This window comes from Polaribacter aquimarinus, assembly GCF_003129485.1.
GTDB classification, from domain to species: Bacteria; Bacteroidota; Bacteroidia; order Flavobacteriales; family Flavobacteriaceae; genus Polaribacter; species Polaribacter aquimarinus.
This window is the reverse complement of the sequence record NZ_QFFG01000001.1, coordinates 322,725-344,365: the sequence shown is the minus strand read 5'-3', so window position 1 is coordinate 344,365 and position 21,641 is coordinate 322,725. Positions and strand designations below refer to the sequence as shown.

Sequence of the window (21,641 nt, the reverse complement as noted above, 5' to 3'; positions counted from 1 at the left end):
TTAAGAAACTAAAATAGAAAGGTTATTATGATTGATGGATGTAAAAATTCCTTTCCCTTTGCGTCCAAAACTATGCCTGACAATACCTAAAATAAATAAAAAATATGTACACAAAAGAAAACTTAAAAATTTTAGAAGAACACCTTCAATTTAAAATTCAAGAAAACGATAAAAAAATAAACACTTTAATAGGTAGTTTATCTCCAGAAGAGAAAGAAATGGTCTTGAATAAATTGAAAAATTGACAGTTCTTAATATATCTTAAAATGGCAACGCAAAATGACTTAGTTTTTAATATCAATGATTTTAAGTTTATCAACAGTAATCAAAATAATGAACTTCATAATCAAATCACTTTCAAGTTTATAAAAAACGTTTTAAAAGATGATAACGATTATTTAAGAAAAGTTTATTTAATAACTTATGCAGTTTTTGAAATTACCAAAAAAGAACTTTTGATAAACACTTTAAAATTATTTTCTAACATAAATTTTAAAGAAATAAGTGATATAATTGATAAGAAAATAAGTTATCAAATAACATCAAACCAAAAATTTTATACCAAAGAAAACTTTGTAAGAATTTATAGTATGGTTTTATCTGTTTTTTTGAGAAGGGAAGTTTTAATACTTGCTAAAATAGATAATAGATTAGTATCGGATTTTCATTTTGAAATTAATAATTACGAAATCACTTTTAATGACTTATTCAACATAGAAGATAAATTAATTCTTCATTTCAACTTAAATTTCAACCACTTCTTAAATGATTTAGAGGTAAAGCAATACTTAAATTTTTTATATGATGAGTTCTTAATAAAGCAAAATCCAAAGATTGATATTTATTCCAATTATGTTGAGAAAAAAATAAGTCAAAGAATAAATGACCAAGATATTCTAAAAGAAAAAAGCAAGCATATATTTAGTGATTTAGGCTTTAATATATTTATGAAATGGAAAGAAATTAATGAAGATGAAGTTATAAAAAAATATAGTTTCATATTTCAAAAACTTAATCAAGAAAACTTATTAAGAGATACTAAGTTTAAAAGCCATATTTTATGGTTAGATACTAATAATATCATATCTGAAAATGAAGTAAATGATATAAAAGTTCAAAATTATTGGACTTCCCCAAAAAATATATTACAAGGTCATACGAGAAATGATTTATATAAATTTATAAAAAAACAATTTTCCGAAAATCGGTAAAATTCATACAAAAATCGGAATTGAATGTAATGCAATTTTGTTGACATATTAATTTTAAAATATTTCAGCAATGGCACAAATTCAATTTGTACAAACTTCACCAGAAGAAAACCGCAAACCTTTATTAGACTATATTGATAAGAAGTTTGAGGATTTTAAAGAACACTTTGAACCCAAAACACCAAACCAGTATTTAACTCGTCAAGAAGTTTCAAACCTATTATCTGTGGACTTGTCAACGGTTCATAATTGGAGCAAACGCAAAATATTGAAACCTAAACAAATTGGTGGGCGTGTTTTGTATTTACGTTCAGAGGTAGAGGATGCAATTATCGAACTTAAAAAGTAGAGGTAATGGCAACGCCTACACCAGTGAAATACCAGTTCAAGGCAACCAGGTATTTTAAAACTACTACTCATTATGAATTAGTAAACATTCCAAATGCTCTTCATGTTACTGAAAAAATCAATATTTCTGAAAGCAGAGATTTTGCAAAGTCAAAACCTGATTATTGGGTAAAAGAACGCAAAAATAACAAATGGGTAAAACCAAGTCTTACAGGATTATTCAAAACGCACAAAGAGCATTTTTTTTGGGGATGTAGAGGTCGTTATCAAGATTTGATACTGTTTGTATTTAAAAACAACAGAGAAGATTTAACACTCTACTATTTCAAAGATTTCTTTACTCGCCATTTAAAACCAATTATTGACGAATTAGAATAAAAAAAGAGGATGTTCAAAGTCCTCTTTTTATTGTTCAAAGTTTGGGTATTTGTGGCAACGCATACCCTTATGCAAATATACAAAGATTGATTTGATAGACGGAGTTAAAATATCGGTTTTAGATGCTAACATTAATCAGTTAGAAAGTAAACTTATTTTTTATAGGCAAATTTCAGAAGATACTGGACTTTATAAAAACTATAAGGTTGCTGAATATCATTTTTGTAAGATAAGAATTTATGATAGTGGTACTGTTTTGTTTATTGGCAGTATTCATAAACTTTGGAATTCTTTACACAATGTTTTAGCACCAAATTATAAAAAAACTAAAAACTACAAGGGTTACAATGGCAACTTATTTACTTTAAAAGATATTATCGAGGTTAGACATCATTTAAAAAAGTTGTTTGAATGTACTTCTGATAAAATGATATTTCAAAACATTGAATTTGGTATCAATACAACACCGAATTTTAACCCTCAATTATTTATTATTGGTTTGTTATATCTAACTACCAAAAGTTTTGAGTTTAGATTTGATAATAATTTTGCACAAGTAATATATCAACGATATAGGGTTAAGATTTATAATAAGTCCAATCAATATGGAATTATTGAAAAAACGTTAAGGATTGAAACCCAAATCAAAAAAAGTGAGGAGTATAAGTATAAAAAATTGGATATAATAAACATTAATTCTTTTGCTGATATTAATGTATCAACCTTAAATAATGCAAAAGGATTGCTTTTAAGACATTTCAATAGAGTTATTTACTTTGATTATACAATAAGAGAAAATGAATTCACTAAAACCATTAAAACAACTCTTTTAAAATACAAAAACCCCCAATATTGGTTTCAGTTTAAAACCAAATCAAATAAACGTGACCATAAGAAAAAATTACAAAAGTATATCTCTAATCATTCTGATAATTTAAAAGAGCAAATTATTAGTAATATTCTTAAAAAATTTGAGTTAATAATAGCAGAAAGACCTCAAATCAAAAACAAAAAAACTGCACCTTTTAACCAACTTTTTAATACTAAAAAAACTGCACTTTCTAACCATTCAAGTAAAGGGTTAAAAGGTGCAAATAAACCATATAAAAAATGTAGGGTTACAGCAGTTGATATTTCAATGCAAAAAGAAGATAGTATTTTACTCTCTCATACTGGTTTAAGATACTACTTTGAAAATGATAAATTGATTTTTCTAATAATTAAAAATAAATACCTATCCAAAAAATGGCTATATAATGGTTTTGAAACTCAAATAAAAGAACTGGCTCATAACATCAGAAATAAACATTCTAACTGCAAAAGAAGTCAAGACGATAATAATAACCCCTCACAAACAAGATTATTTTAACTTGCTGCAAATAAGTCAGAACTAGAATTCTCACAATGGTTTTAGGCTTTGCGAAATTTCAAACCAATAAATTTTATCTTTATATTTGATTTATGAAAAATTTAAAAACATTTTTAACATTAGTATTTTTAGTAGTCCTATATTCTTGTGATGATCTACCAAATCAAGAAGAATATGAGAAAATTTACTTTAAAATGCCAATAAAAGAATTTTTAAAAAATCATCCAAAGGCAAAAATTGAGTTTAGAAAAAATAATTTAACTCTAGAGATATATTCTATCGTTTACAAAGGAAAAGACAAACCCAGTTACAGGGGATTTTATTATTTTTATAAATCAAAATTATCCTACACGGACAGAGGTACTTCAGCAAAAAAAGATTATAAAATAAATCTAGATTAAATACCTAACATCAAATCAATATTTCGCCTATATTCAAATGCCTTTAGATTATAATATTTAACTCGTTTTTTGTAATCTTCGATTTGTAAACGAACACTTGGGACACAATTAATTAAATAATTGCCTTGTGTCTGAATATACTACCTATTAGTTTATAAATTAGTTATATGAATATCTTTGATACTCTACCTATATAAATCTAATTATATATTGAAAAAGAAACTAAAATATTTTAGGGTATGGGGTCTATTCTTTATTTAAAATTTAGATATTTTGAGTTTTTTTATTGATTTTATCCATTAGGCTAATTTGCCTACTGGTTTTTTGAAGAAATTAATTAGTCTTATTAAAATTTTTAGAAGTTACTTTAACAATTAAAAATCATAAATTTTAAAAGGTAAAACATAACTGCGTTCTTATCATTTTTATTCCTTCAACTTTACGTCCTTCCACGCTTAAGAACCCGAATATTTTCCATTTATAAAGTTAAAAAAATTAAGTTTTTATTATATGTTGACTAATGGTTGACTAGTGAAAACCTCAACAAATTGATTAGCAATAAGTTGAGGTTTAATAAAGTGGAGACGCCGAGAATCGAACTCGGGTCCAAACAAGCAACAAATTAGCTTTCTACATACTTAGTTCTTACTTAATTTTCGATCTAAAGCTGATTAAGAACAATCCACTTTAAACTTAACTTCTTTAGTTTCGGAAACTTAACGAAGTACTAAATTTCCTATGTTTACTTTTACGATGCCCAAAAGTGAAACGCCGTAAACCAAGGCTTTTCGTGGACATAAAGCTTGCGCACCTTGTGCGCCGAGGCTAATTCTACTATAATTCGAATTATGCAGCTAAAGCGTAGTTATCTTCGCCGTTTATAAAGTTGAAATTAGGTTTAACGAGTGTTATTTCATAACTCGATATGCTTACAAATTCACTGACCTTGCTGTCAAAACCAGTCGTCCCCAATATGTCAAAGATGCAATTTCTTTGGGCGTTACTTTGCTTAAAAAGCATTTTAAACTAAAGTCAGGCTTTCGCTACTCGTTTTTTATTCCATTACATTTCATAAAAGAACTCAAACACATCGCTCAATCCTTAACGCGGAATGCAAAAGTATAAAAATTACAGTTGTCTATCCTTTAAAATTCTAATATCTTAGAGCAAATTTTATACCATAGTAGATTATGAAATTCGGAATCATAAAAGAGCGTAAAAATCCACCTGACAGAAGAGTCGTTTTTTCTCCCTCAAAATTGCAAGAGTTTAAAAATCAATATCCTACAGCAACGATAAAAGTGGAACGTTCTGATATTCGTGTTTTTTCGGATACAGAATATAAAAATGCCGGAATAGAAGTTACTGAAGATATGTCAGATTGCGATGTGTTATTTGGTGTCAAAGAAGTACCTAAGGATGCTTTAATCCCGAATAAAAAGTATTTTTTCTTTAGTCATACTATTAAAAAGCAACCTTACAATAGAGATTTACTCAATGCGATTCTAGATAAGAATATCGAATTGTACGATCACGAAACCATTGTAAAAGAGAACGGAATGCGTTTAATTGGTTTTGGACGTTATGCAGGAATTGTAGGGGCTTACAACGGATTTAGAGCAGTTGGTTTAAAAAATGAATCTTTTAGTTTACCGAAAGCAGAAACGTTAGACTGTCAAAAAGAATTGATTAATGAATTGAATAAAATTGATTTACCAAAAGGATTTAAAATTCTGTTAACAGGAAATGGAAAAGTAGCCTATGGAGCCAAGGAAATGTTGGATGCAATGAACATCAAACAAATTTCTGTAGATGATTATTTATCAAAAACTTTTAATGAAGTAGTGTATTGTTTGGCAGATGTTTTAGACTATAATAAGCGTAAAGACGAACAAATAATCAATAACCAAGATTTTTATAACAATCCACAGGAATATGAGTCCAATTTTATGCGCTTTGCAAAAGTAACCGACTTTTTTATAGCGGGTCATTTTTTTGGTGATGGTTCTCCTTATTTATTTACTAGAGAAGATGCAAAACATTCTGAGTTTCAAATCAAATTTGTGGCAGACATTTCTTGTGATATTGATGGGCCAGTAGCATCAACAATCAGACCATCAACTATTGCAGATCCAATTTATGGTTACAACCCGCAAACAGAATCTGAAGTTGACTATAAAAGTAAAGATGCCATTGTTGTTATGGCAGTAGACAATTTACCTTGTGAATTGCCCAAAGATGCTAGCGAAGGTTTTGGAGAAATGTTTTTACAGAATGTGATTCCTGCTTTTTTTAATAACGACAAAGATGGAGTTTTAGCACGAGCAAAAATGACTGAAAACGGAAAACTAACCAAACGTTTCTCGTACTTGCAAGATTACGTAGATGGAAAAGAATAGTATTGTTAGTTGTTAGTTGTTAGTTGTTAGTTGTTAGTTGTTAGTTGTTAGTTGTTAGTTGTTAGTTGTTAGTGTCACCTTGAGCGCAGGCGAAAGGTCTCTTTTTTAAAATGGAAAAAAATCAACAATATCTTATCGATTTATCAAAAATGAAAATGCCTTTTGGGAAATATAAAGGCAGATTTCTAATTGATTTGCCAGAGCATTATGTGGTTTGGTATCATAATAAAGGTTTTCCAAAAGGGAAACTAGGACAACAATTAGAACTCGTTTATGAACTTAAATTAAATGGTTTAGAAGATATTGTTAGAGAGATTAGGAAACGTTATTAGTGTTTCTTCTTTCTACAATATAAACTAGTGTCAACCCTACTAAATACGCTATTAAATCTCCTATACTAAATGAGGTGCCTAAAATAATTCTTAGATATTTTTCCATTTTTTCAGGATATAAGTTTTGAAAATTGGTTAATTGTAAAAACTCAATAATAAAAGAAATTATGAAGACAATTAATAAAGTTTTATTTGTAGAAATACTTATAAAACTTTTTATCAAACAGTATAAAAATATGGTTGCTAAGACATCACCAATGGTATGACGTATAAAACCTGTTGCATATTTTGCAATTACTATTTCTATTATAAAAATCAGTATAAAACCGATAAAGTATATTTTGTTGAATTGTATCATTATAATTTTTTTTAAAAGAGCAAAAACCTCATTTATAAATGGAGTAGAGGTTTTGCTCAAATCAACTTACCAATTTCTAACTATTTTCCCAATTAGTTTTTCCTTTTTCAGATGTTGGTGTTTTACAAATCCATATCCAACTTTGCATCAAAGTAAAAAATGCAGTTATATAAAAAGCGGAGATAACCTTGTCAAAATTTGAAAGTATTATGAAAAAAAATGAGATACCAAAAATAATTATAGAATAATATGGAAAATATTTATGAAACATTTCACTTGAATTTAAATCTTTTGTGTCAAAGAAAAGTATAGGCACAATTGTAAACAAAATGAACAAAGAACACACAATAAATATAGGGATGTAAGAAAAAATAATGATTGCAACCATAAAAGAATCATTCATAGATACTTCTGATAAAATTATAGTCCAAAATAAGACTGTTGCCATAAAAGAAGCCTTTAATAAAATTGGCATTATTCTGCTTGTCGAGTTCATTTTTTTATCTTTAGGTTATCATATATTGTTTCTTGCCAAGAATTACTTTTTAGAAGACATAAATAATCGTGGTGTTTTTCATCAATTTTATACTTGACTGTTTTGTTTATGTTATTTTTTTCTGAATAATCTTTCAATAAAAAAGTATTATTATACGATAGGTTTATTAAATAATCTATGTCTACTTGTGCTGCATTATTTATGTTATAAAATGTAATTATTTTATCCCAATTTACAGTAGAGGAAAGGATTATAATAGTAAATGCTATTTGAGTATTTTTTCTAAATAAAAACCATAAGTTTTTAATTTTTGACACTTTAATAAAAGTTGTCACTAATCCAACTGAAGTAGCTGTTAAAAAGAATAAAACACCAATTCTTTTATAAGTTAATCCAAAAGAAATAACATATTCTAAATTAATGATAAAAGTAATTACAACAATAATTAGGTTTAATAATATCCAACCATAGGTTAATTTTTTTAAATCTTTATTATTATCTAAAAAATTTAAATTTCCTCTAAAGAAATATAGGATAACAATAATCGCAAGTATATTAGACATTATTAATGCATTAACTCCACTATGAACTTGTTTTGAAAGTTCAGGAGCAAGCATATTGTGTATTTCTAGTAAATGCATCACATAAGTTACTATAAAGAAAGTAATAAGTAAGTTTAATAGAAACATAATAACAACACCTAATTGTTTTTCTTCTTTTAATTTTTTTGAAGAAAAATCTTTTAAATTATTTTTAGTTAGAATGTTACCTTGGTTTAGGTCATTTTTAGTAATTGGTTCAATTTGAATTGGATTGATAATATTGTTAAACAAATAATATCCTAAACATGTAAAAAGTATCCAATGAAAATTAATAAAGTTAAAATCTATTTTAGAGATCAATTCATCAAACATTGGATTTCCTTTTCTATATAAAGAGATAAAAACAAGAATTAGCACGGTTGGAATTCCAATGATTTTTATCCAATAAGCATAATTAATTTTCTCTTTTTTTACATTTTCAATTTCAGAATTCAAATTGTCATAGTATTTTGAGAAGAATGAGACTATGGTTGTGTAAATTCCGTTTACCCATTTTATATAAATAGATGATTGATGTTCTGATATACTACCAATTAAAGTAAAAAATGCAAGAATGTTTGCAATTATTGTTAAATCTGATTTATAAAAGAAAATGGTAACACCTGTAATTAAATAGCACATAGCTTTGAGAAATGTGTCACTTTTTTTGAATTTTTCTCTATTAGTTATTGCCAAAACCAAAATTGTAAAAATTGTAAAGAGACCTAAATTTAAACCAATATTTTGTTTATAAAATAGGGTGCTAAATAAAAGTGCGCTGGATAATGTTGTTATAGTTTTCATTTTGATCATTTTAAAAGAACTTTGAAATACAAAGTTATTAGTTAAAAAAAAAGTTATTTGTTTTTAATTAATTTTTCGAGAGCATTAATATGTTTTTTAAACTCTTGCTTTCCAAGGGTTGTAGCTAAATATTTTGTGTTTGGTTTTCTACCAATAAATTGCTTTTCAACTTTTATAAAATCAACCTTTTCTAAAGCTTTTGTATGGCTAGCCAAATTACCATCAGTTGCGCCTAATAATTCTTTTAATGTATTAAAATCAGCATAATCATTTACCATTAAGATAGACATAATACCTAGCCGAATTCTATGGTCGAAAGCTTTATTAATATTTAGGATAATATTTTTCAAATGATAATTTTTGGTTTACAAAAGTATCTTATTTTCTATCATATTTATAATGCATAACTGCACCATAAACAATATGCATAATTCCAAAGCCTATTACCCAGAACCAGAAACCATAACCAGGAAAAATAGCACAAATTAAACCCAAAACTATTTGAGTATAACCTAAATATTTTACATCTCCTAAAGTGTATTTTGAAGCATTTAATAAGGCCAAACCATAAAATAATAACATTAATGCACCAGTTTGCCCATAACGTTGTTGATTTAGTATAATTAAGATGTAAATTCCTCCAGCTAATAATGGAACAATAAAATGGAATAATAATCTTCTAGTTAAAGCATCCCATATTTTCTCATTGTTTTTTTTTGCTTTTTTTGTAGTTAAAAAAATAGCTGTCCCTATGCTTAAAATGCCAACAATTAATAAATCTATTACTACGAAGTTAAAGATTTCACTATCAATTACGATGTATTCATTTCCACTTAATGAAAAGAACCAATGTGCAAATAAAGCACCAATTAATGCATAAACTCCTGCAAAAATACCAGATAAACCACTTAATGAAATAAACTTTGAGGATTTATTCATTAAATTTTTAATCTCTGATATGTCTTTTAAATAATCTTCTGAACTCATTTTTAAAGAACTTTGAAATACAAAGTAAATAATAAATTTTCAATTGTACAATAAAAGTTAAAATTATTTTACAACAACTCCATAAGTAATATGAGCGACTCCAAGAATAGAAAGAGAAGAATACCAATAACTAGGAATTAAAATACACATCAAAGCTAATAGCAAGCATAGTCCTGATAAAACAAGAAGTTGTTTTCGTTCTTTATTTTTGAATACAAACAGTAAAATTCCATAAAGAACTAGAAAAGTAGGAGTGAGGTAATCAATAAAACCTTGATTTTTTATGATAACCAATACTATAAGCATTATTACAAATCCAATAAAATACTTAAAAAAAGCAGTTATGGTTTTTCCATTCCAAAGTTTATATTGAAACCTTTTAGAATTTCTTCTTCCTGCAAAAAATAAAGCTAAAGAAGAAAATAGAAAAACAAATAAAGCAATTCCAATAACTAAGAACTCAATGATTTCTACAGACATCATTCCAGCTGGATTGTCATCAATTAGAAAGCCATCTAACAAGGTTTTTATAACATAACTACCTAATAAAAAATATACTCCAATAAGAATACTGGTAAATCCTTTTAAAGAAAAATTTATTTGAAAATTATCGTGCATACATCTATTTTTTTATCTTTCGCTAAGATACCAAAAATATGAAGCCAGCAGAAGAATACATTTTAAATCAACCAGAACCGTTTAAATCTATTTTATTGCATTTACAGATTTTAATAGAAGGTGCTTTCCCTGAAGTTGATTTACAATTTAAATGGAAAATTCCTTTTTATTATTTGAATGATAGACCGTTTTGTTATTTAAATCCATCAAAAAAGAAAGGCTATGTAGATGTAGTTTTTTGGGTTTCTGCGCATCTTACAAAGTATAATGAATTCTTAATTTCTGAAAATAGAAAAGTGGTAAAATCTTTACGTTATTTTAAGTTAGAAGATATTAATGAAGAAGTGTTGTTAACAGTTTTAGATGAAGCGCATCAGCTAAAAGACAAAGGTTTTTATAAGAGGAAATAGAATTCTGTCAATTCGAGTGAATTTTACTGATGAAAGAAGTAAAATTTGTATCGAGAATAAGAATTTAATTAAGATTATTTAATTAGTTCTCGATACAATTTAGTGTTCCTCAAAATCACTCGAACTGACATTCTAACACCTAGTTTATTTCGTCTTAAACTGTAAAGCAGCTTCTTTATTGATAAATAGATTCAAGTAAGAGTTTTTAGGAGCGTTTTTAAAGGTTAAAGTTGATGTTTTTCCTTCTACTAAAACAGCAGGTTTTTGAGCATATTTTTGCCCTCGAAAAGTATAGAAAATTGGAGAATTGGTATCTAAATTCTTAAATTTTAATTTGATTTCTTTGGATGAATTTATGGTCAGAATCCCTTTTTTTGGTGATACTAATTCTACTTTAGAACTTAAAAACGTATGCCCATAAATCGGTTGATTGTAAAATTCTTCTATACTCATTCTGCCAAAACGTAAAACCCAAATGGTGTCTTTAGGATAATGTGTTTTAAATATTTTTTCTTTTGGAATGTTGTAAAAATAATTGTCGAATTTTTTTACCCAGCGCCCATTATATTCATAACCTGCTGCCCAAGTAGCATCTAAAATCATCCATTTTTGGTTTAACTTTACAGCGTTCCAAGCGTGATTTGTTGTGTTCTCGGGTTTCCCAATTTCTTGAGGTACATTTCTTACATTTCCTTTGATAACTTCTGCTTCAATGCCTAACAAATCACAAACTTTTTTAAAGGCTTGTGCATATTCTTCACAAACCCCAAATTTAGTTTTAAAAGCATCTGCAACTAATTTATCTTTAAGCGCTTGTAATTTTTGTTGTTTTTCTTCTTCTGTGGTATATCTAAAATTATAACTTCTTTGAGTAGGATTGTAGTATTCTTTTAAATTGTAACGAATATTGTTTGCCAACCAATAAAAAGCGGCTCTTGCTTTATTTTCATTTGTAGTAAAATCTTTTTTAATCTGATTTGATAAAGCTTCTACTGTTGAAAATTTTGGGTAGGATGCAACCAATTCATCAACTTTTGAAAAATCTTGACTTTGAGTTGAAATTGAAAATAGTAGAAGAAAAAATAAAAGTTGTTTCATCATTTAAAAGGTTAACAACTTTATGGGACAAAAATTGTGCCTATTTATTTTTTTAAAACCTGAAAGGTGTTTGTATTTTATTCAACTGAGTAAGTGCGTTAAGGATTGAGCGGTTTGTTTGAGCTCTTTTTTCTTTTTCAGAAAAAAAGCGAGTAGAGAAAGCCTGTTAAAACGCCCAAATAAAAATAAGTTTTTATAAACTATTTACAGTTTTTCGAATGGCAACTAAATTAGTTAGTAAACTTTCTAAGTTATCTAAATGCAACATATTAGCGCCATCAGATTTTGCATTTGCAGGGTCAAAATGGGTTTCTATAAATAATCCATCAACATTATTAACAACACCTGCTCTTGCAATTGTTTCAATCATTTCTGGTCTTCCACCAGTAACTCCTGCAGTTTGATTGGGTTGCTGCAAAGAATGTGTAACATCTAAAACAGTAGGAGCAAATTCGCGCATTTCTGGAATTCCTCTAAAATCTACAATCATATCTTGGTAGCCAAACATTGTTCCTCTGTCTGTGATCCATGCTTTTTCAGAACCCGCATCTTTTACTTTTTGAACTGCGTGTTTCATTGCAGCAGGACTCATAAATTGTCCTTTTTTTAAGTTAACTACTTTCCCAGTTTTTGCAGCAGCAACTACCAAATCTGTTTGTCTTACTAAAAAAGCAGGAATCTGTAAAACATCTACATATTCCGCAGCTTTAGCAGCATCAGAAACTTCGTGAATATCAGTTACAGTGGGTACTCCAAAAGTTTGTGAAACTTTTTGTAAGATTTTTAAGGCTTTTTCATCTCCAATTCCGGTAAAACTGTCAATTCTACTTCTGTTTGCCTTTTTAAAACTTCCTTTAAATATATACGGAATTTGTAATTTATCAGTAATAGAAATTACTTTTTCGGCAATTCGCATTGCCATACCCTCACCTTCTATGGCACAAGGACCCGCAAGTAAGAAAAAGTTATTAGAATTTGTATATTTTATATTGGGAATTTTAGATAAAATCATTTGTAAATATTTTAGACAAAAATAAGGATTTAAATTCGGTATATTTATGCTTTAAATTTCTTAAAATCATGAAAAAAATATTTTACACCTTATTTGTATTTGTCTTTTTAGTCAGCAGTTGTAAAGTTACCCAAAAAGCCAATGATGGAAAAAAAGGCAAAGACGGAGTTACTTTTTCAAAAAGTAAAAAAAATATACAAGCAAAAAAGGATTTTTTTATAGACTCTTTAATTGTAAAAAAACATCTGTACACATTAGCTTCTGATAATATGGAAGGTAGAAAAGCAGGAACACCAGGTATTGAAAAAGCAGCAAAATATATTGAAAACGAGTTTAAGAGAATCGGGCTAACAACTTTTGAGAATTTAGATTCCTATAGACAAACGTTTACATTTACCAATAGAAGAAGTAAAAAGAAAATAACTAGCGCTAATATTATTGGAGTTTTACAAGGCAGAAGTAAAAAGGATGAATATGTAATAATATCTGCACATTATGACCATTTGGGAATAAGAGAAAAAGGAGAAGATAAAATTTTTAATGGTGCAAATGATGATGCTTCGGGGGTAACAGGCGTTTTAGCTTTGGCAGAATATTTTAAAAAAGTTGGTAACGAAAGAACAATTGTTTTTGTGGCTTTTACTGCTGAAGAAATGGGATTAATTGGTTCTACTCACTTTGGGAAAGGAATTGATGCTAGTAAATTTGTGGCAGGGATCAATTTAGAAATGATTGGAAAAATACCAAGTTTTGGTAAAAATACAGCTTGGTTAACAGGCTTTGAAAGATCTGATTTCGGAAAAATTGTACAGAAAAATTTAAAAGGTTCTGGTTATCAATTATTTCCTGATCCTTACAAGAATTTTAACTTATTTTTTAGGTCTGATAATGCTTCTTTAGCACGTTTAGGAGTGCCTTCACACACATTTTCTACGACAGCAATAGATAAAGATAAAGATTATCATAAAGTTACAGATGAAGCAGAAACTTTAAATATGACAATTATTACCCAAACGATTCAAGCTGTTGCAAAAGGAACAGAAAGTATTATTAGCGGAAAAGATACGCCAACAAGAGTTGTTCTTGAAGAGAAGTAGGGAGTTTGAAGTTTGAAGTTTGAAGTTTGAAGATGGATGTTAGAAGGGTGGAGTTGAAAAGCGTATAAAAAATCTAAAAGCGTATATCAGAAATGGCTTATAATGAATTTTTAGCAGACAGAGTATCCATGTTTTTTAAAGATAAAAATGTGAATTTTTTTGAGAAGAAAATGTTTGGAGGTTTGTGTTTTATGGTTGATGAAAAAATGTGTGTAGGTATTGTTAAAGATGAATTAATGGCTAGAATCAACCCAGATATTTATGAGGAATCTTTGCTAAAAGAGGGTTGTAATAAAATGAATTTTACTGGAAGACCAATGAAAGGCTATGTTTTTCTTACAGATGAGACTATAGACTTAGATGAAGATTTACATTATTGGTTGCAATTAGCTTTGGATTTTAATCCATTAGCAAAAGCGAGTAAAAAAAGAAAATCCTCTTAATAATTCATTTAGAGGATTTTAAATTTCTATTCTAATTGAATCTAGAACTGATATCTTATTGATAAAGCTACATCAGAATTTAAACCATCTAAACCACCAGCAACACCAATTTCAGGTCTGTAATCTATAGAAAGTAAAATTGGAGCCTCAAAATTATACTCAATTCCTATAACACCAGAAGCGTAAATTCCAGTTCCGCCAGCAGAAACGATTCCTCCACCAGCACCTGCATACCAATTGAATTTATCTTCTAAATTCCAAACCCATTGATATAAACCTGTTGCTTTAAAGTTTGCAAATTCGTTAGCCAAACCTAAATCAATTTCTAAACGATTATTACTCCCTAGAGCTTTTTGATAAGAGATTTCTCCTCCAACACCATTTCCACCTCCAAAACGAAGTCCTATTGCGTTTTCAGAAATGTCTTGTGCATTCATTGATAATGTTGCTGTAAAAATTAAACTAAATACTAAAAATACTTTTTTCATAATTGTTTGATTTTATTTTAAATTCAGAACAAATGTAGCAAATTGGATGTTTCTTTTTAACAGATAAAAGGTTAAAAATTATCTTAAAAACTAATCCTTTATTTGTAATCGAACTCCTTCTGAATGACTACTAAATTCAGGTGCATACATAGATTGAATGGTTGTAATTCCGTTGCTAAAATCACCAGCATTGTTAACTCTTACATCGTATTCAAAAACATAAATACCTTTTGGTAATCTGTCAAAAAAGAAGTTGGTTGCTGCATCTTTTGTACTTTCATAATACCCTAAATTGTCTTGCCATTTGTATTGAGATAAGACATTAATTGGCTCAACTCCAGAAGCTCTCATATCTTTCATATGGATGAATTCCATAGTTCTATCTGAACGCAACTCGATTCTAACAGTAATTAAATCCCCCACTTTTACTATGCTGTTTTTCGTAATTTCTTGCAATTCTTTACCTGTATCAGAATTTACTTTTAAGAATAATTTTTTGTCTAATTTTAGTGGAGTTTCTGCAGATGTAATTTTGTCTAAATCTTCAAAATATTGCCAATATAATCCGCCCCAAGCAATACCATTTCCTTTTTTGGTGATGGTAACACCTGCCATTTCTTTTTTGATATCAGTTTTATTCCACGATGTTTTAAAATATCCTGTTCCTGCTTCCACTTTAACATTTTTCATTTCTGAAGGATTTATTTTCTGATTCCCTAATTGAATATCTACCATTTCTGTAACCGATATCCAATCACTTCCATTCAATAACAAAGCATATACTGCTTCTGTGGTTGCTTTTGTGGTTTTCCAACGGTTCGTTTGCTTGTTTTTTAATAGCCAAACTTTTAAGTTGTCTATAGTTTTTGTGTCATTTTCAATCTCTGAAAAAGTTTCAATTAGTAATGCTTGAGTTTCTACAGGCGCTTGATAATACCAATAGCCAGCAGTATTACTTTTCCAATACATTCCCATTTCATCAGAAGTAATACTATTCTCTTTTAAAGATTTTACAATTTTGTTTGCAGTTTGTTTTTTATCACCTCTAAATAATGACAATGCAATTTGTCCTTTTGCATACAAATTGTAATCATTCCAATATTTTTCAGTCTGATTTTGATAATAATTCACAGCACTTTTTGCATCATTATTCATTGTAATTTCATTATAAAAACTACGCATATATAAATACTGAATGGTAAAATAACTCAAATTGTTTTTAGCTAAATAGTCTCTGTAGGCTTTTTCACCTTTTTTCTCGGTTTTAGCTTGTTCTTTGATTTCTGATGCTCTTTCTAACAATTTATTGTATTGAGCTATCAGTTCATTATCCAAAAACTGAACAGATTTTTTAATCATTTTTTGAGTTGATTTGTCAAAATTAGTCACACCTAATTTTTGTAAATGACCAAAACCAGTGGCAATATGTTGAGTGATAAATCGACTTGGATATCTACCACCTTTAAACCAAGGAAATCCACCAGAATTCATTTGAATATCTTTTAACTTGTTGATGGCTTTTTCTTGCATATTTGCCATTTTTGTTAAATCGAACAATAAAGCAATTCGCTTCTTTTGTTCCGTTTCAGACTGAGCATCACGTAACCAAGGTGTTTCTTGAATTATCAATGATTTTAATTCTTGATTTTTTTCTAAGTTAGATAATAAGGCATCAGAAGATTTCCAAGCATTAAATACTTCTTGAATCTTCGGATTTGAATTCGCCACAAAACTCGCCAATGTATTTGCATAAAATCTAGAGAAGGTTTGTTCTGCACATTCATAAGGGTATTCCATTAAATAGGGTAAAGACTGAATAGCATACCAAACAGGATTGGAAGTCATTTCTAAAGTCAACTTATGATTTTTTAAAGTTGATGAAGTATTATTTTTTAGTTTTTCTAATGTAAACGTTTTGGTTTGATTAGAGCGAATCCACATTGACATTGTCTCAGTAACCAACATTCTATTGGTTAAAACAGGTAAAACATTTTGCTCGCCATCAGAAAAATCTCCGGCTTTTGCTACAATTTTATATTGAACTGCTTGTACCGTTTCTGGAATGGATAAACGCCAAGAAACATTGGTGTTTCCGTCTTTATCAACGGTAAAGTTTTTGTTTGAGTTTGTGTTTTCTAAATCGATATTAATTTCTTTGTTAGAAATAGCGTCAGTAAGAATTAATTTAGCAACTCCATTTAAAGAATTGTTTGTTAAGTTGGTAATTTTTGCAGACAAAGTAATTTTATCACCTTCTCTTAAAAACCTAGGAGCGTTAGGAACAACCATTAATTCTTTTTGGGTAACAGTTGTTAAGGTTTTCGTCGCAGATTTTAAATCGGTTGTATGTGCTAACAATTGCAATTTCCAACGTGTTAAGGCTTCTGGCATAGTAAAACTAAAACTCACTTTTCCGTCTTTGTCTGTTCTTAATTGTGGAAAAAAGAAAGCAGTTTCTTTAAAGTTTTTTCTGGCTTTTACTTTAGATAATGCTGCGTCTAATTTAGCTTGACCCGATTTTGTTGTGATGATAATCACTCCATTTGCAGCCCTTGAACCATAGATTGCAGTTGCGTCTTTTTGTTCTTTGAAAAAGCTAATTTCAACTATTTCATTTTGATTGATATCAAATTTTTCTACAATTTTGCCATCAATTATGTAGAGAGGTTGATTATTTCCTTTAATAGAGCTTACGCCTCTTACTCTAATATTGTCAACTGCTCCATCTTTATCTTCAGCGAAAACTAGACCAGGAGTTATACTTAATATAGATTTTGTAATATTTGAAGAATTTCCAGGTTGATAATCTATACCTAAACTGAATTTATTTTTTCTTTGAGTACCATAACCAACCACAACAACTTCATCTAATCTACTTGCATCTTCCTCTAATAAAACATTTAAATTGGTATGATTTCCAATAGAAATTTCTTTTGTTTTGAAACCTAAATAGCTAAAGACCAAAACGTCACCTTTTTTTATTTTTATAGTATAGTTTCCATCAAAATCAGTTGAAGTTCCGTAAGTTGTTCCTTTAATTAGTACAGAAACTCCAGGTAAAGGGCCGGATTCATCTTCTATAGTACCAGTAATTGTTCCATCAAAATCTTTACGTGTAGCATTAATTTTGCGTTTCACATTTCTTAAATATTGTTGATTTTGCCACCTGTTTCCGTTCAAAGAAAAACCAAACCAATTGTAACTATCGTAAGAAATGGTAGGAAAACCATAATATTTTTTTTGATTATTTCTGATGCTAAAATTGATGTTTCCAAAACTATGATTAGCGCTACTAGTTTGATAAGAGCTATAACTAGGTTTTGGTGCAATTGGATTAAAACTCCAATTATGCGATTTGAACTCATCTAAAGAAGCATCGTACATAGAGGCTAAAACTTCTGCAGTTACTGCATTGTTTTTATCATTTTTAATTGAAAAACTCCAAGTTTCTTCTTGCCCTGGTTGTAATTTATCTCTAAAAATATTAGTTTCAATTTCAATATTTTCTTGTTTGTCAGGAACGTTAATCAGTAAACTTCCGCTTTTAAACTCATTGTAATTTACAAAGTGATATTTAATTGCAAATCCGCCAACATCATTTTTGGTTACAGGAATTTTTATTGTTTTTGTAGTGTTGTTTAATTTTACCAAACAAGTTTCCACAATTTTATAATTCTTTTCTATCTGTATAACAACAGTAATGTTTTTAGATGCTGAACCAATTTGCAATGCCACATCATCACCAATTGTATAGAAAGTTTTATCGGTATTGATAACAAATAATTGTGCATCTGCAACTTGTTTTTCTTTGGTAGAAAATAGAGCAAACCTTTTTTCGTCTTTTACGTTTTGTCCGAATTTATCTTGACTTTCTAAAATGGCCACGTATTTTCCTGAAATCCAGTTTTTGATAGTATTGAGTTTGATTTCTTTAGAAGTTTCAGTGTCAAAATTAGAAGAGAATACTAGTTCGCCTTTTTTCCAGTCTTTCTCATCCGCTTCATCATCAGTATACGGATCATTTGGGAATAACATTCTAAATGTATTTTCTGAAATATCTTGATAATCTGGAGCAGACCAAGGTCTTTTTCTTAACGGATTTTTAGGCGCTTGTAACTTGTATATTTTTAGCGTTCCTTTAGCGGGTACAAATTCATCATTTAAGTTTTTTGTATCTATTTTTAGTGTTGTTTCTTTTTGAGATTTATCAATTTTATCATCCAAAGAAATAGTAGCCAACAAAGAATGATAACCAACTTTTACAGTTGTAGTTGAGCTGCGAGTTTCGCCATTAATATCGGTAACATCTGCAGTTATTTCATAAGAAAAAACGGGCAAACTTGCTTTGTCAACACTTTCATCAGGCAAAGCCTTAAAGTTGATAGAAAAATTACCTGATGCATCTGTGATGCTTTCTCCATTGGTAATCTCTTGCGCTTGCGAAGTTGCTTGTGGTCTGTCCCAAAACCACCAACTAGGATATTGCACTTTTCTATGAACTCTATACACCACTTTTGCGTCTGTAATTGAAGCCCCAGAAAAAGCTTTAGCAAAACCTTTTACGACAACAGAATCGTTTATTTTAAAACTCTCTATAACGGGTTTAAATTCGGTTTCGAATTTGGGTCTTTTGTATTCTTCAACCGATATTGTAACAGAATTATTGTAATCAAAATCAAAATCTACTTTTTCGTAGAATTTACTGTCATATTCAGAGCTTTCATCAATTTCTATCGAAAATTCTCCGGTTAAACCATTATTAGGAATCTTAAACTCTCCAGAAACTGAACCAAATTCATTCAACTTTAAATCTAGCATCTTAACAATTTGGTTGTTTGCATTATATAAGGTAGCTTCTACATATTCATTTTTAAAAACTTCGGATTTCTCACCTTGTTTTTTGATGACAATGGCTTTAAAATAAACAGTTTGTCCTGGTCTATATATACTTCTATCTGTAAAAATAAATGGTTTTATAATGATTTCTTCATCATCTTCATCTCTGTAATTATTTCTATCATTTTCATACAAATAATGAGTTCCAAAAGTTGCAAAATCGTTTTTTGTGGAAACCGAAATTTCTACATTTCTATAATCTTCATCACTATTAAAAGAAGCAAAACCATTTTTATTTGTAATAAGTTTTTTATTGATATGGTATAAGTTTTTAAAAACTCTATTTTTAAGAAAAACTTTCGCCTTTTTAATTGATCTTCCAGTATTTCTATCTACTACTTGATAGGTGTATTTGCCATCAAAAGTATTTTCTATTAATGTTAAATTGGTGACTTGAAAGGATGCAGAACCATACATCTTTTTTTCTGAAAGATTTCCATCTTCTGAAGTGATGATAAGATATCTTCCGCTTTCAAATTTTGGTATGATTACTTCTGTAGAATGTTCTATATAATCTTCTTCATTTCTTAGTTTTGAATTCCATTTCTTAGATATTTCAAAAGAATTGAGTAAAGTAATTTTATCCACTAATTTATAAGTTTTATGAAACTTTAGAAGTTGTTTTTCAGTGACTTTATATGCGGTGAAAAATAATTTATTGATGTTTTTATAATTAACTAAAATTCTAGAATTGGTAATTATTGGAATGTATTCTTCTGCTTTAATGGATAAAGATTTCTCTTCAATTTGAGCTTTTAAAATTCGACAATTTATAGCACCTATGCTTTTAGGAAACTGTTTTATTATTTGATTACATATTTCTAAAGCTAGTTTATTTTCAGATTTATTCTTTTGGATTTTGGCTATTTCAAACGCATATAAACCACTTACTTCATTTTGTTTAAAATATTCTTTTGAAGATTTTAATGTTGATAGATAAATATTTTCTGTATGATTAAATGTAGCGTGATGATTTACAAAATCAATTCGATGAATATCAGCATCTACCAATGCTTGTAAATTGTTTTCTTTCTGATGAAATTGAATCAATTTTTGATAAATTTTCAAAGCATTAAATTGTAAAGACAAACTATCTTTTGTCTTCAATTTTAATTTAGAAAACGATTTGTAATCGCCTAAAAAAGCAGGATTATCCAAAACAAATTTATAAGATGGTCTTGTAATAGAGGTCTCTGAAGATTTGTAAAATTCTGAGGCATTGTTTGCTAAGAAATCATACAATGTTGGTCTGTAGGTTTTAGAACCTTTTTGTTGAATTAAGATGTCAGAAAAATCTTGAGTATTTACTTTTTGAAGTTGATCTTCATTTTCTAAGGAAGCATTAAAGTAAGTATGGATTTCTTTAAATAAAGTATTTAAATCCCAAGTTCTAAAATCATTAGAATCTACTTTGTTTGCTGTTTTTGTTCTATTATAAAACTTGTATCGATTTTGATTAAAATATTGCCAATACAGATTTGCCAATACATTTTCTAGCACATTTTTTGTTGGAAATTCACTAGTAGCAATATGCTTTTTAAAATTATTGATAACCTTTAATTGAGCATCTTCCTCTAAAATTAAAACAAACTTGCTTTTGTAAAAAAGTGATTTGACTAACTGAGGAGAATTCTTTTCTTTTTCTGCTTTAGTAAAAATTTTATCAACGATTTCTAATGCAGATTTTGGTAGGTTATCTACCTCAAATTTTTCAACTTGCATCCAAAGATTGTCAAAAGCGTTTTGAGCGTTAGAAATGGTTGAGAATAATATTGTCATTAATACTGTGAGTGTAATTTTTTTCATAATCAATAGATTTAGTACCATAAAGCACGTATAAATCAGTTTATAAAACAATCTAGAATTAGTAAACGAGTTCTTTCACTACGTAAAACCAATTTTTAATTGAGTTTCG

21 protein-coding genes and 1 other RNA gene are annotated in these 21,641 nt (G+C 28.6%); 11 read left to right on the top strand and 11 right to left on the bottom strand.

Features of this window, described 5'->3' with window-relative positions:
- Positions 1-104: 104 nt before the first annotated feature.
- The 6 genes from DIS07_RS15020 (at position 105) to DIS07_RS01660 (ending at position 3,707) form a co-directional block, all read left to right on the top strand.
- Complete coding sequence (locus DIS07_RS15020; protein ID WP_181374501.1) at positions 105-245, top strand: hypothetical protein; 141 nt, start codon at positions 105-107, stop codon at positions 243-245.
- A 21-nt stretch (positions 246-266) separates the two neighbouring features.
- Positions 267-1,211, top strand: coding sequence for a hypothetical protein (locus tag DIS07_RS01680; RefSeq protein WP_109403479.1), 945 nt, complete (start codon positions 267-269; stop codon positions 1,209-1,211).
- A 70-nt stretch (positions 1,212-1,281) separates the two neighbouring features.
- Entirely contained in the window at positions 1,282-1,560 is a 279-nt protein-coding gene (locus tag DIS07_RS01675; RefSeq protein ID WP_109403478.1) for a helix-turn-helix domain-containing protein, read from the top strand.
- Between the two features lie 5 nt (positions 1,561-1,565).
- A complete protein-coding gene (locus DIS07_RS01670) occupies positions 1,566-1,937 on the top strand; it encodes a hypothetical protein (protein ID WP_109403477.1) in 372 nt (123 codons plus the stop codon).
- Positions 1,938-2,028: 91 nt separating this feature from the next.
- Positions 2,029-3,306 (top strand): hypothetical protein, encoded by a 1,278-nt coding sequence (locus tag DIS07_RS01665; RefSeq protein ID WP_146190696.1) that lies wholly within the window; start codon positions 2,029-2,031, stop codon positions 3,304-3,306.
- A gap of 92 nt (positions 3,307-3,398) precedes the next feature.
- Positions 3,399-3,707, top strand: a complete 309-nt coding sequence (locus DIS07_RS01660; protein ID WP_109403475.1) for a hypothetical protein — start codon at positions 3,399-3,401, stop codon at positions 3,705-3,707.
- Between the two features lie 576 nt (positions 3,708-4,283).
- Here DIS07_RS01660 and ssrA read toward each other — a convergent pair.
- Positions 4,284-4,677: a transfer-messenger RNA gene (ssrA, locus tag DIS07_RS01655) on the bottom strand.
- A gap of 220 nt (positions 4,678-4,897) precedes the next feature.
- On the opposite strand from ssrA, the gene DIS07_RS01650 reads away from it, so the two are divergent.
- Positions 4,898-6,106, top strand: a complete 1,209-nt coding sequence (locus DIS07_RS01650; RefSeq protein WP_109403474.1) for an NAD(P)-dependent oxidoreductase — start codon at positions 4,898-4,900, stop codon at positions 6,104-6,106.
- A 110-nt stretch (positions 6,107-6,216) separates the two neighbouring features.
- Positions 6,217-6,438 (top strand): DUF3820 family protein, encoded by a 222-nt coding sequence (locus tag DIS07_RS01645; protein ID WP_109403473.1) that lies wholly within the window; start codon positions 6,217-6,219, stop codon positions 6,436-6,438.
- On the opposite strand, the gene DIS07_RS01640 is transcribed toward DIS07_RS01645, so the two are convergent.
- The 6 genes from DIS07_RS01640 to DIS07_RS01615 all read right to left on the bottom strand — a co-directional run bounded on the left by DIS07_RS01640 (position 6,422) and on the right by DIS07_RS01615 (position 10,282).
- Entirely contained in the window at positions 6,422-6,796 is a 375-nt protein-coding gene (locus tag DIS07_RS01640) for a ribosomal maturation YjgA family protein (RefSeq protein WP_109403472.1), read from the bottom strand. The two genes, DIS07_RS01645 and DIS07_RS01640, sit on opposite strands and share 17 nt — an antisense overlap.
- Positions 6,797-6,872: 76 nt before the next feature.
- Complete coding sequence (locus DIS07_RS01635) at positions 6,873-7,292, bottom strand: hypothetical protein (RefSeq protein WP_109403471.1); 420 nt, start codon at positions 7,290-7,292, stop codon at positions 6,873-6,875.
- Positions 7,289-8,677 carry a DUF4153 domain-containing protein gene (locus DIS07_RS01630; RefSeq protein ID WP_181374500.1) on the bottom strand — a complete coding sequence of 463 codons (1,389 nt, stop codon included), beginning with the start codon at positions 8,675-8,677 and terminating at the stop codon, positions 7,289-7,291. The genes DIS07_RS01635 and DIS07_RS01630 overlap by 4 nt, the downstream gene beginning before the upstream one ends.
- Positions 8,678-8,730: 53 nt before the next feature.
- Positions 8,731-9,027, bottom strand: a complete 297-nt coding sequence (locus DIS07_RS01625; RefSeq protein ID WP_109403469.1) for a winged helix-turn-helix domain-containing protein — start codon at positions 9,025-9,027, stop codon at positions 8,731-8,733.
- Positions 9,028-9,055: 28 nt separating this feature from the next.
- Complete coding sequence (locus tag DIS07_RS01620) at positions 9,056-9,664, bottom strand: hypothetical protein (protein WP_109403468.1); 609 nt, start codon at positions 9,662-9,664, stop codon at positions 9,056-9,058.
- Between the two features lie 63 nt (positions 9,665-9,727).
- Positions 9,728-10,282, bottom strand: a complete 555-nt coding sequence (locus DIS07_RS01615) for a hypothetical protein (protein ID WP_109403467.1) — start codon at positions 10,280-10,282, stop codon at positions 9,728-9,730.
- A gap of 38 nt (positions 10,283-10,320) precedes the next feature.
- Between DIS07_RS01615 and DIS07_RS01610 the strand changes: the two genes are divergently transcribed.
- The gene (locus DIS07_RS01610) at positions 10,321-10,692 is read left to right on the top strand and encodes a DUF1801 domain-containing protein (RefSeq protein WP_109403466.1); all 372 of its coding nucleotides are present in this window, start codon (positions 10,321-10,323) and stop codon (positions 10,690-10,692) included.
- A gap of 144 nt (positions 10,693-10,836) precedes the next feature.
- On the opposite strand, the gene DIS07_RS01605 is transcribed toward DIS07_RS01610, so the two are convergent.
- Both DIS07_RS01605 and kdsA read right to left on the bottom strand, forming a co-directional pair.
- On the bottom strand, positions 10,837-11,790 hold the full coding sequence (locus tag DIS07_RS01605; RefSeq protein ID WP_109403465.1) for a transglutaminase domain-containing protein: 954 nt from the start codon (positions 11,788-11,790) through the stop codon (positions 10,837-10,839).
- Between the two features lie 193 nt (positions 11,791-11,983).
- Positions 11,984-12,802, bottom strand: a complete 819-nt coding sequence (gene kdsA, locus DIS07_RS01600; RefSeq protein ID WP_109403464.1) for a 3-deoxy-8-phosphooctulonate synthase — start codon at positions 12,800-12,802, stop codon at positions 11,984-11,986.
- Between the two features lie 68 nt (positions 12,803-12,870).
- Between kdsA and DIS07_RS01595 the strand changes: the two genes are divergently transcribed.
- Complete coding sequence (locus DIS07_RS01595; protein WP_109403463.1) at positions 12,871-13,899, top strand: M28 family peptidase; 1,029 nt, start codon at positions 12,871-12,873, stop codon at positions 13,897-13,899.
- A 92-nt stretch (positions 13,900-13,991) separates the two neighbouring features.
- Entirely contained in the window at positions 13,992-14,342 is a 351-nt protein-coding gene (locus DIS07_RS01590) for a TfoX/Sxy family protein (RefSeq protein WP_109403462.1), read from the top strand.
- A 41-nt stretch (positions 14,343-14,383) separates the two neighbouring features.
- Here the strand turns inward: DIS07_RS01590 and DIS07_RS01585 are convergent, their stop codons facing one another.
- Positions 14,384-14,830: a hypothetical protein gene (locus tag DIS07_RS01585; protein WP_109403461.1), complete on the bottom strand. Its 447-nt coding sequence runs from the start codon at positions 14,828-14,830 to the stop codon at positions 14,384-14,386.
- Positions 14,831-14,920: 90 nt separating this feature from the next.
- Complete coding sequence (locus DIS07_RS01580) at positions 14,921-21,532, bottom strand: alpha-2-macroglobulin family protein (RefSeq protein WP_109403460.1); 6,612 nt, start codon at positions 21,530-21,532, stop codon at positions 14,921-14,923.
- Between the last annotated feature and the right edge of the window lie 109 nt (positions 21,533-21,641).

What these genes read in the sequence shown, in the direction of transcription:
- DIS07_RS15020 (WP_181374501.1), top strand. Translation starts at nt 105, where the DNA reads ATGTACACAAAAGAAAACTTAAAAATTTTAGAAGAACACCTTCAATTT.
- DIS07_RS01680 (WP_109403479.1), top strand. Translation starts at nt 267, where the DNA reads ATGGCAACGCAAAATGACTTAGTTTTTAATATCAATGATTTTAAGTTT.
- DIS07_RS01675 (WP_109403478.1), top strand. Translation starts at nt 1,282, where the DNA reads ATGGCACAAATTCAATTTGTACAAACTTCACCAGAAGAAAACCGCAAA.
- DIS07_RS01670 (WP_109403477.1), top strand. Translation starts at nt 1,566, where the DNA reads ATGGCAACGCCTACACCAGTGAAATACCAGTTCAAGGCAACCAGGTAT.
- DIS07_RS01660 (WP_109403475.1), top strand. Translation starts at nt 3,399, where the DNA reads ATGAAAAATTTAAAAACATTTTTAACATTAGTATTTTTAGTAGTCCTA.
- DIS07_RS01650 (WP_109403474.1), top strand. Translation starts at nt 4,898, where the DNA reads ATGAAATTCGGAATCATAAAAGAGCGTAAAAATCCACCTGACAGAAGA.
- DIS07_RS01645 (WP_109403473.1), top strand. Translation starts at nt 6,217, where the DNA reads ATGGAAAAAAATCAACAATATCTTATCGATTTATCAAAAATGAAAATG.
- DIS07_RS01640 (WP_109403472.1), bottom strand. Translation starts at nt 6,796, where the DNA reads ATGATACAATTCAACAAAATATACTTTATCGGTTTTATACTGATTTTT.
- DIS07_RS01635 (WP_109403471.1), bottom strand. Translation starts at nt 7,292, where the DNA reads ATGAACTCGACAAGCAGAATAATGCCAATTTTATTAAAGGCTTCTTTT.
- DIS07_RS01630 (WP_181374500.1), bottom strand. Translation starts at nt 8,677, where the DNA reads ATGAAAACTATAACAACATTATCCAGCGCACTTTTATTTAGCACCCTA.
- DIS07_RS01620 (WP_109403468.1), bottom strand. Translation starts at nt 9,664, where the DNA reads ATGAGTTCAGAAGATTATTTAAAAGACATATCAGAGATTAAAAATTTA.
- DIS07_RS01615 (WP_109403467.1), bottom strand. Translation starts at nt 10,282, where the DNA reads ATGCACGATAATTTTCAAATAAATTTTTCTTTAAAAGGATTTACCAGT.
- DIS07_RS01610 (WP_109403466.1), top strand. Translation starts at nt 10,321, where the DNA reads ATGAAGCCAGCAGAAGAATACATTTTAAATCAACCAGAACCGTTTAAA.
- DIS07_RS01605 (WP_109403465.1), bottom strand. Translation starts at nt 11,790, where the DNA reads ATGAAACAACTTTTATTTTTTCTTCTACTATTTTCAATTTCAACTCAA.
- kdsA (WP_109403464.1), bottom strand. Translation starts at nt 12,802, where the DNA reads ATGATTTTATCTAAAATTCCCAATATAAAATATACAAATTCTAATAAC.
- DIS07_RS01595 (WP_109403463.1), top strand. Translation starts at nt 12,871, where the DNA reads ATGAAAAAAATATTTTACACCTTATTTGTATTTGTCTTTTTAGTCAGC.
- DIS07_RS01590 (WP_109403462.1), top strand. Translation starts at nt 13,992, where the DNA reads ATGGCTTATAATGAATTTTTAGCAGACAGAGTATCCATGTTTTTTAAA.
- DIS07_RS01585 (WP_109403461.1), bottom strand. Translation starts at nt 14,830, where the DNA reads ATGAAAAAAGTATTTTTAGTATTTAGTTTAATTTTTACAGCAACATTA.
- DIS07_RS01580 (WP_109403460.1), bottom strand. Translation starts at nt 21,532, where the DNA reads ATGAAAAAAATTACACTCACAGTATTAATGACAATATTATTCTCAACC.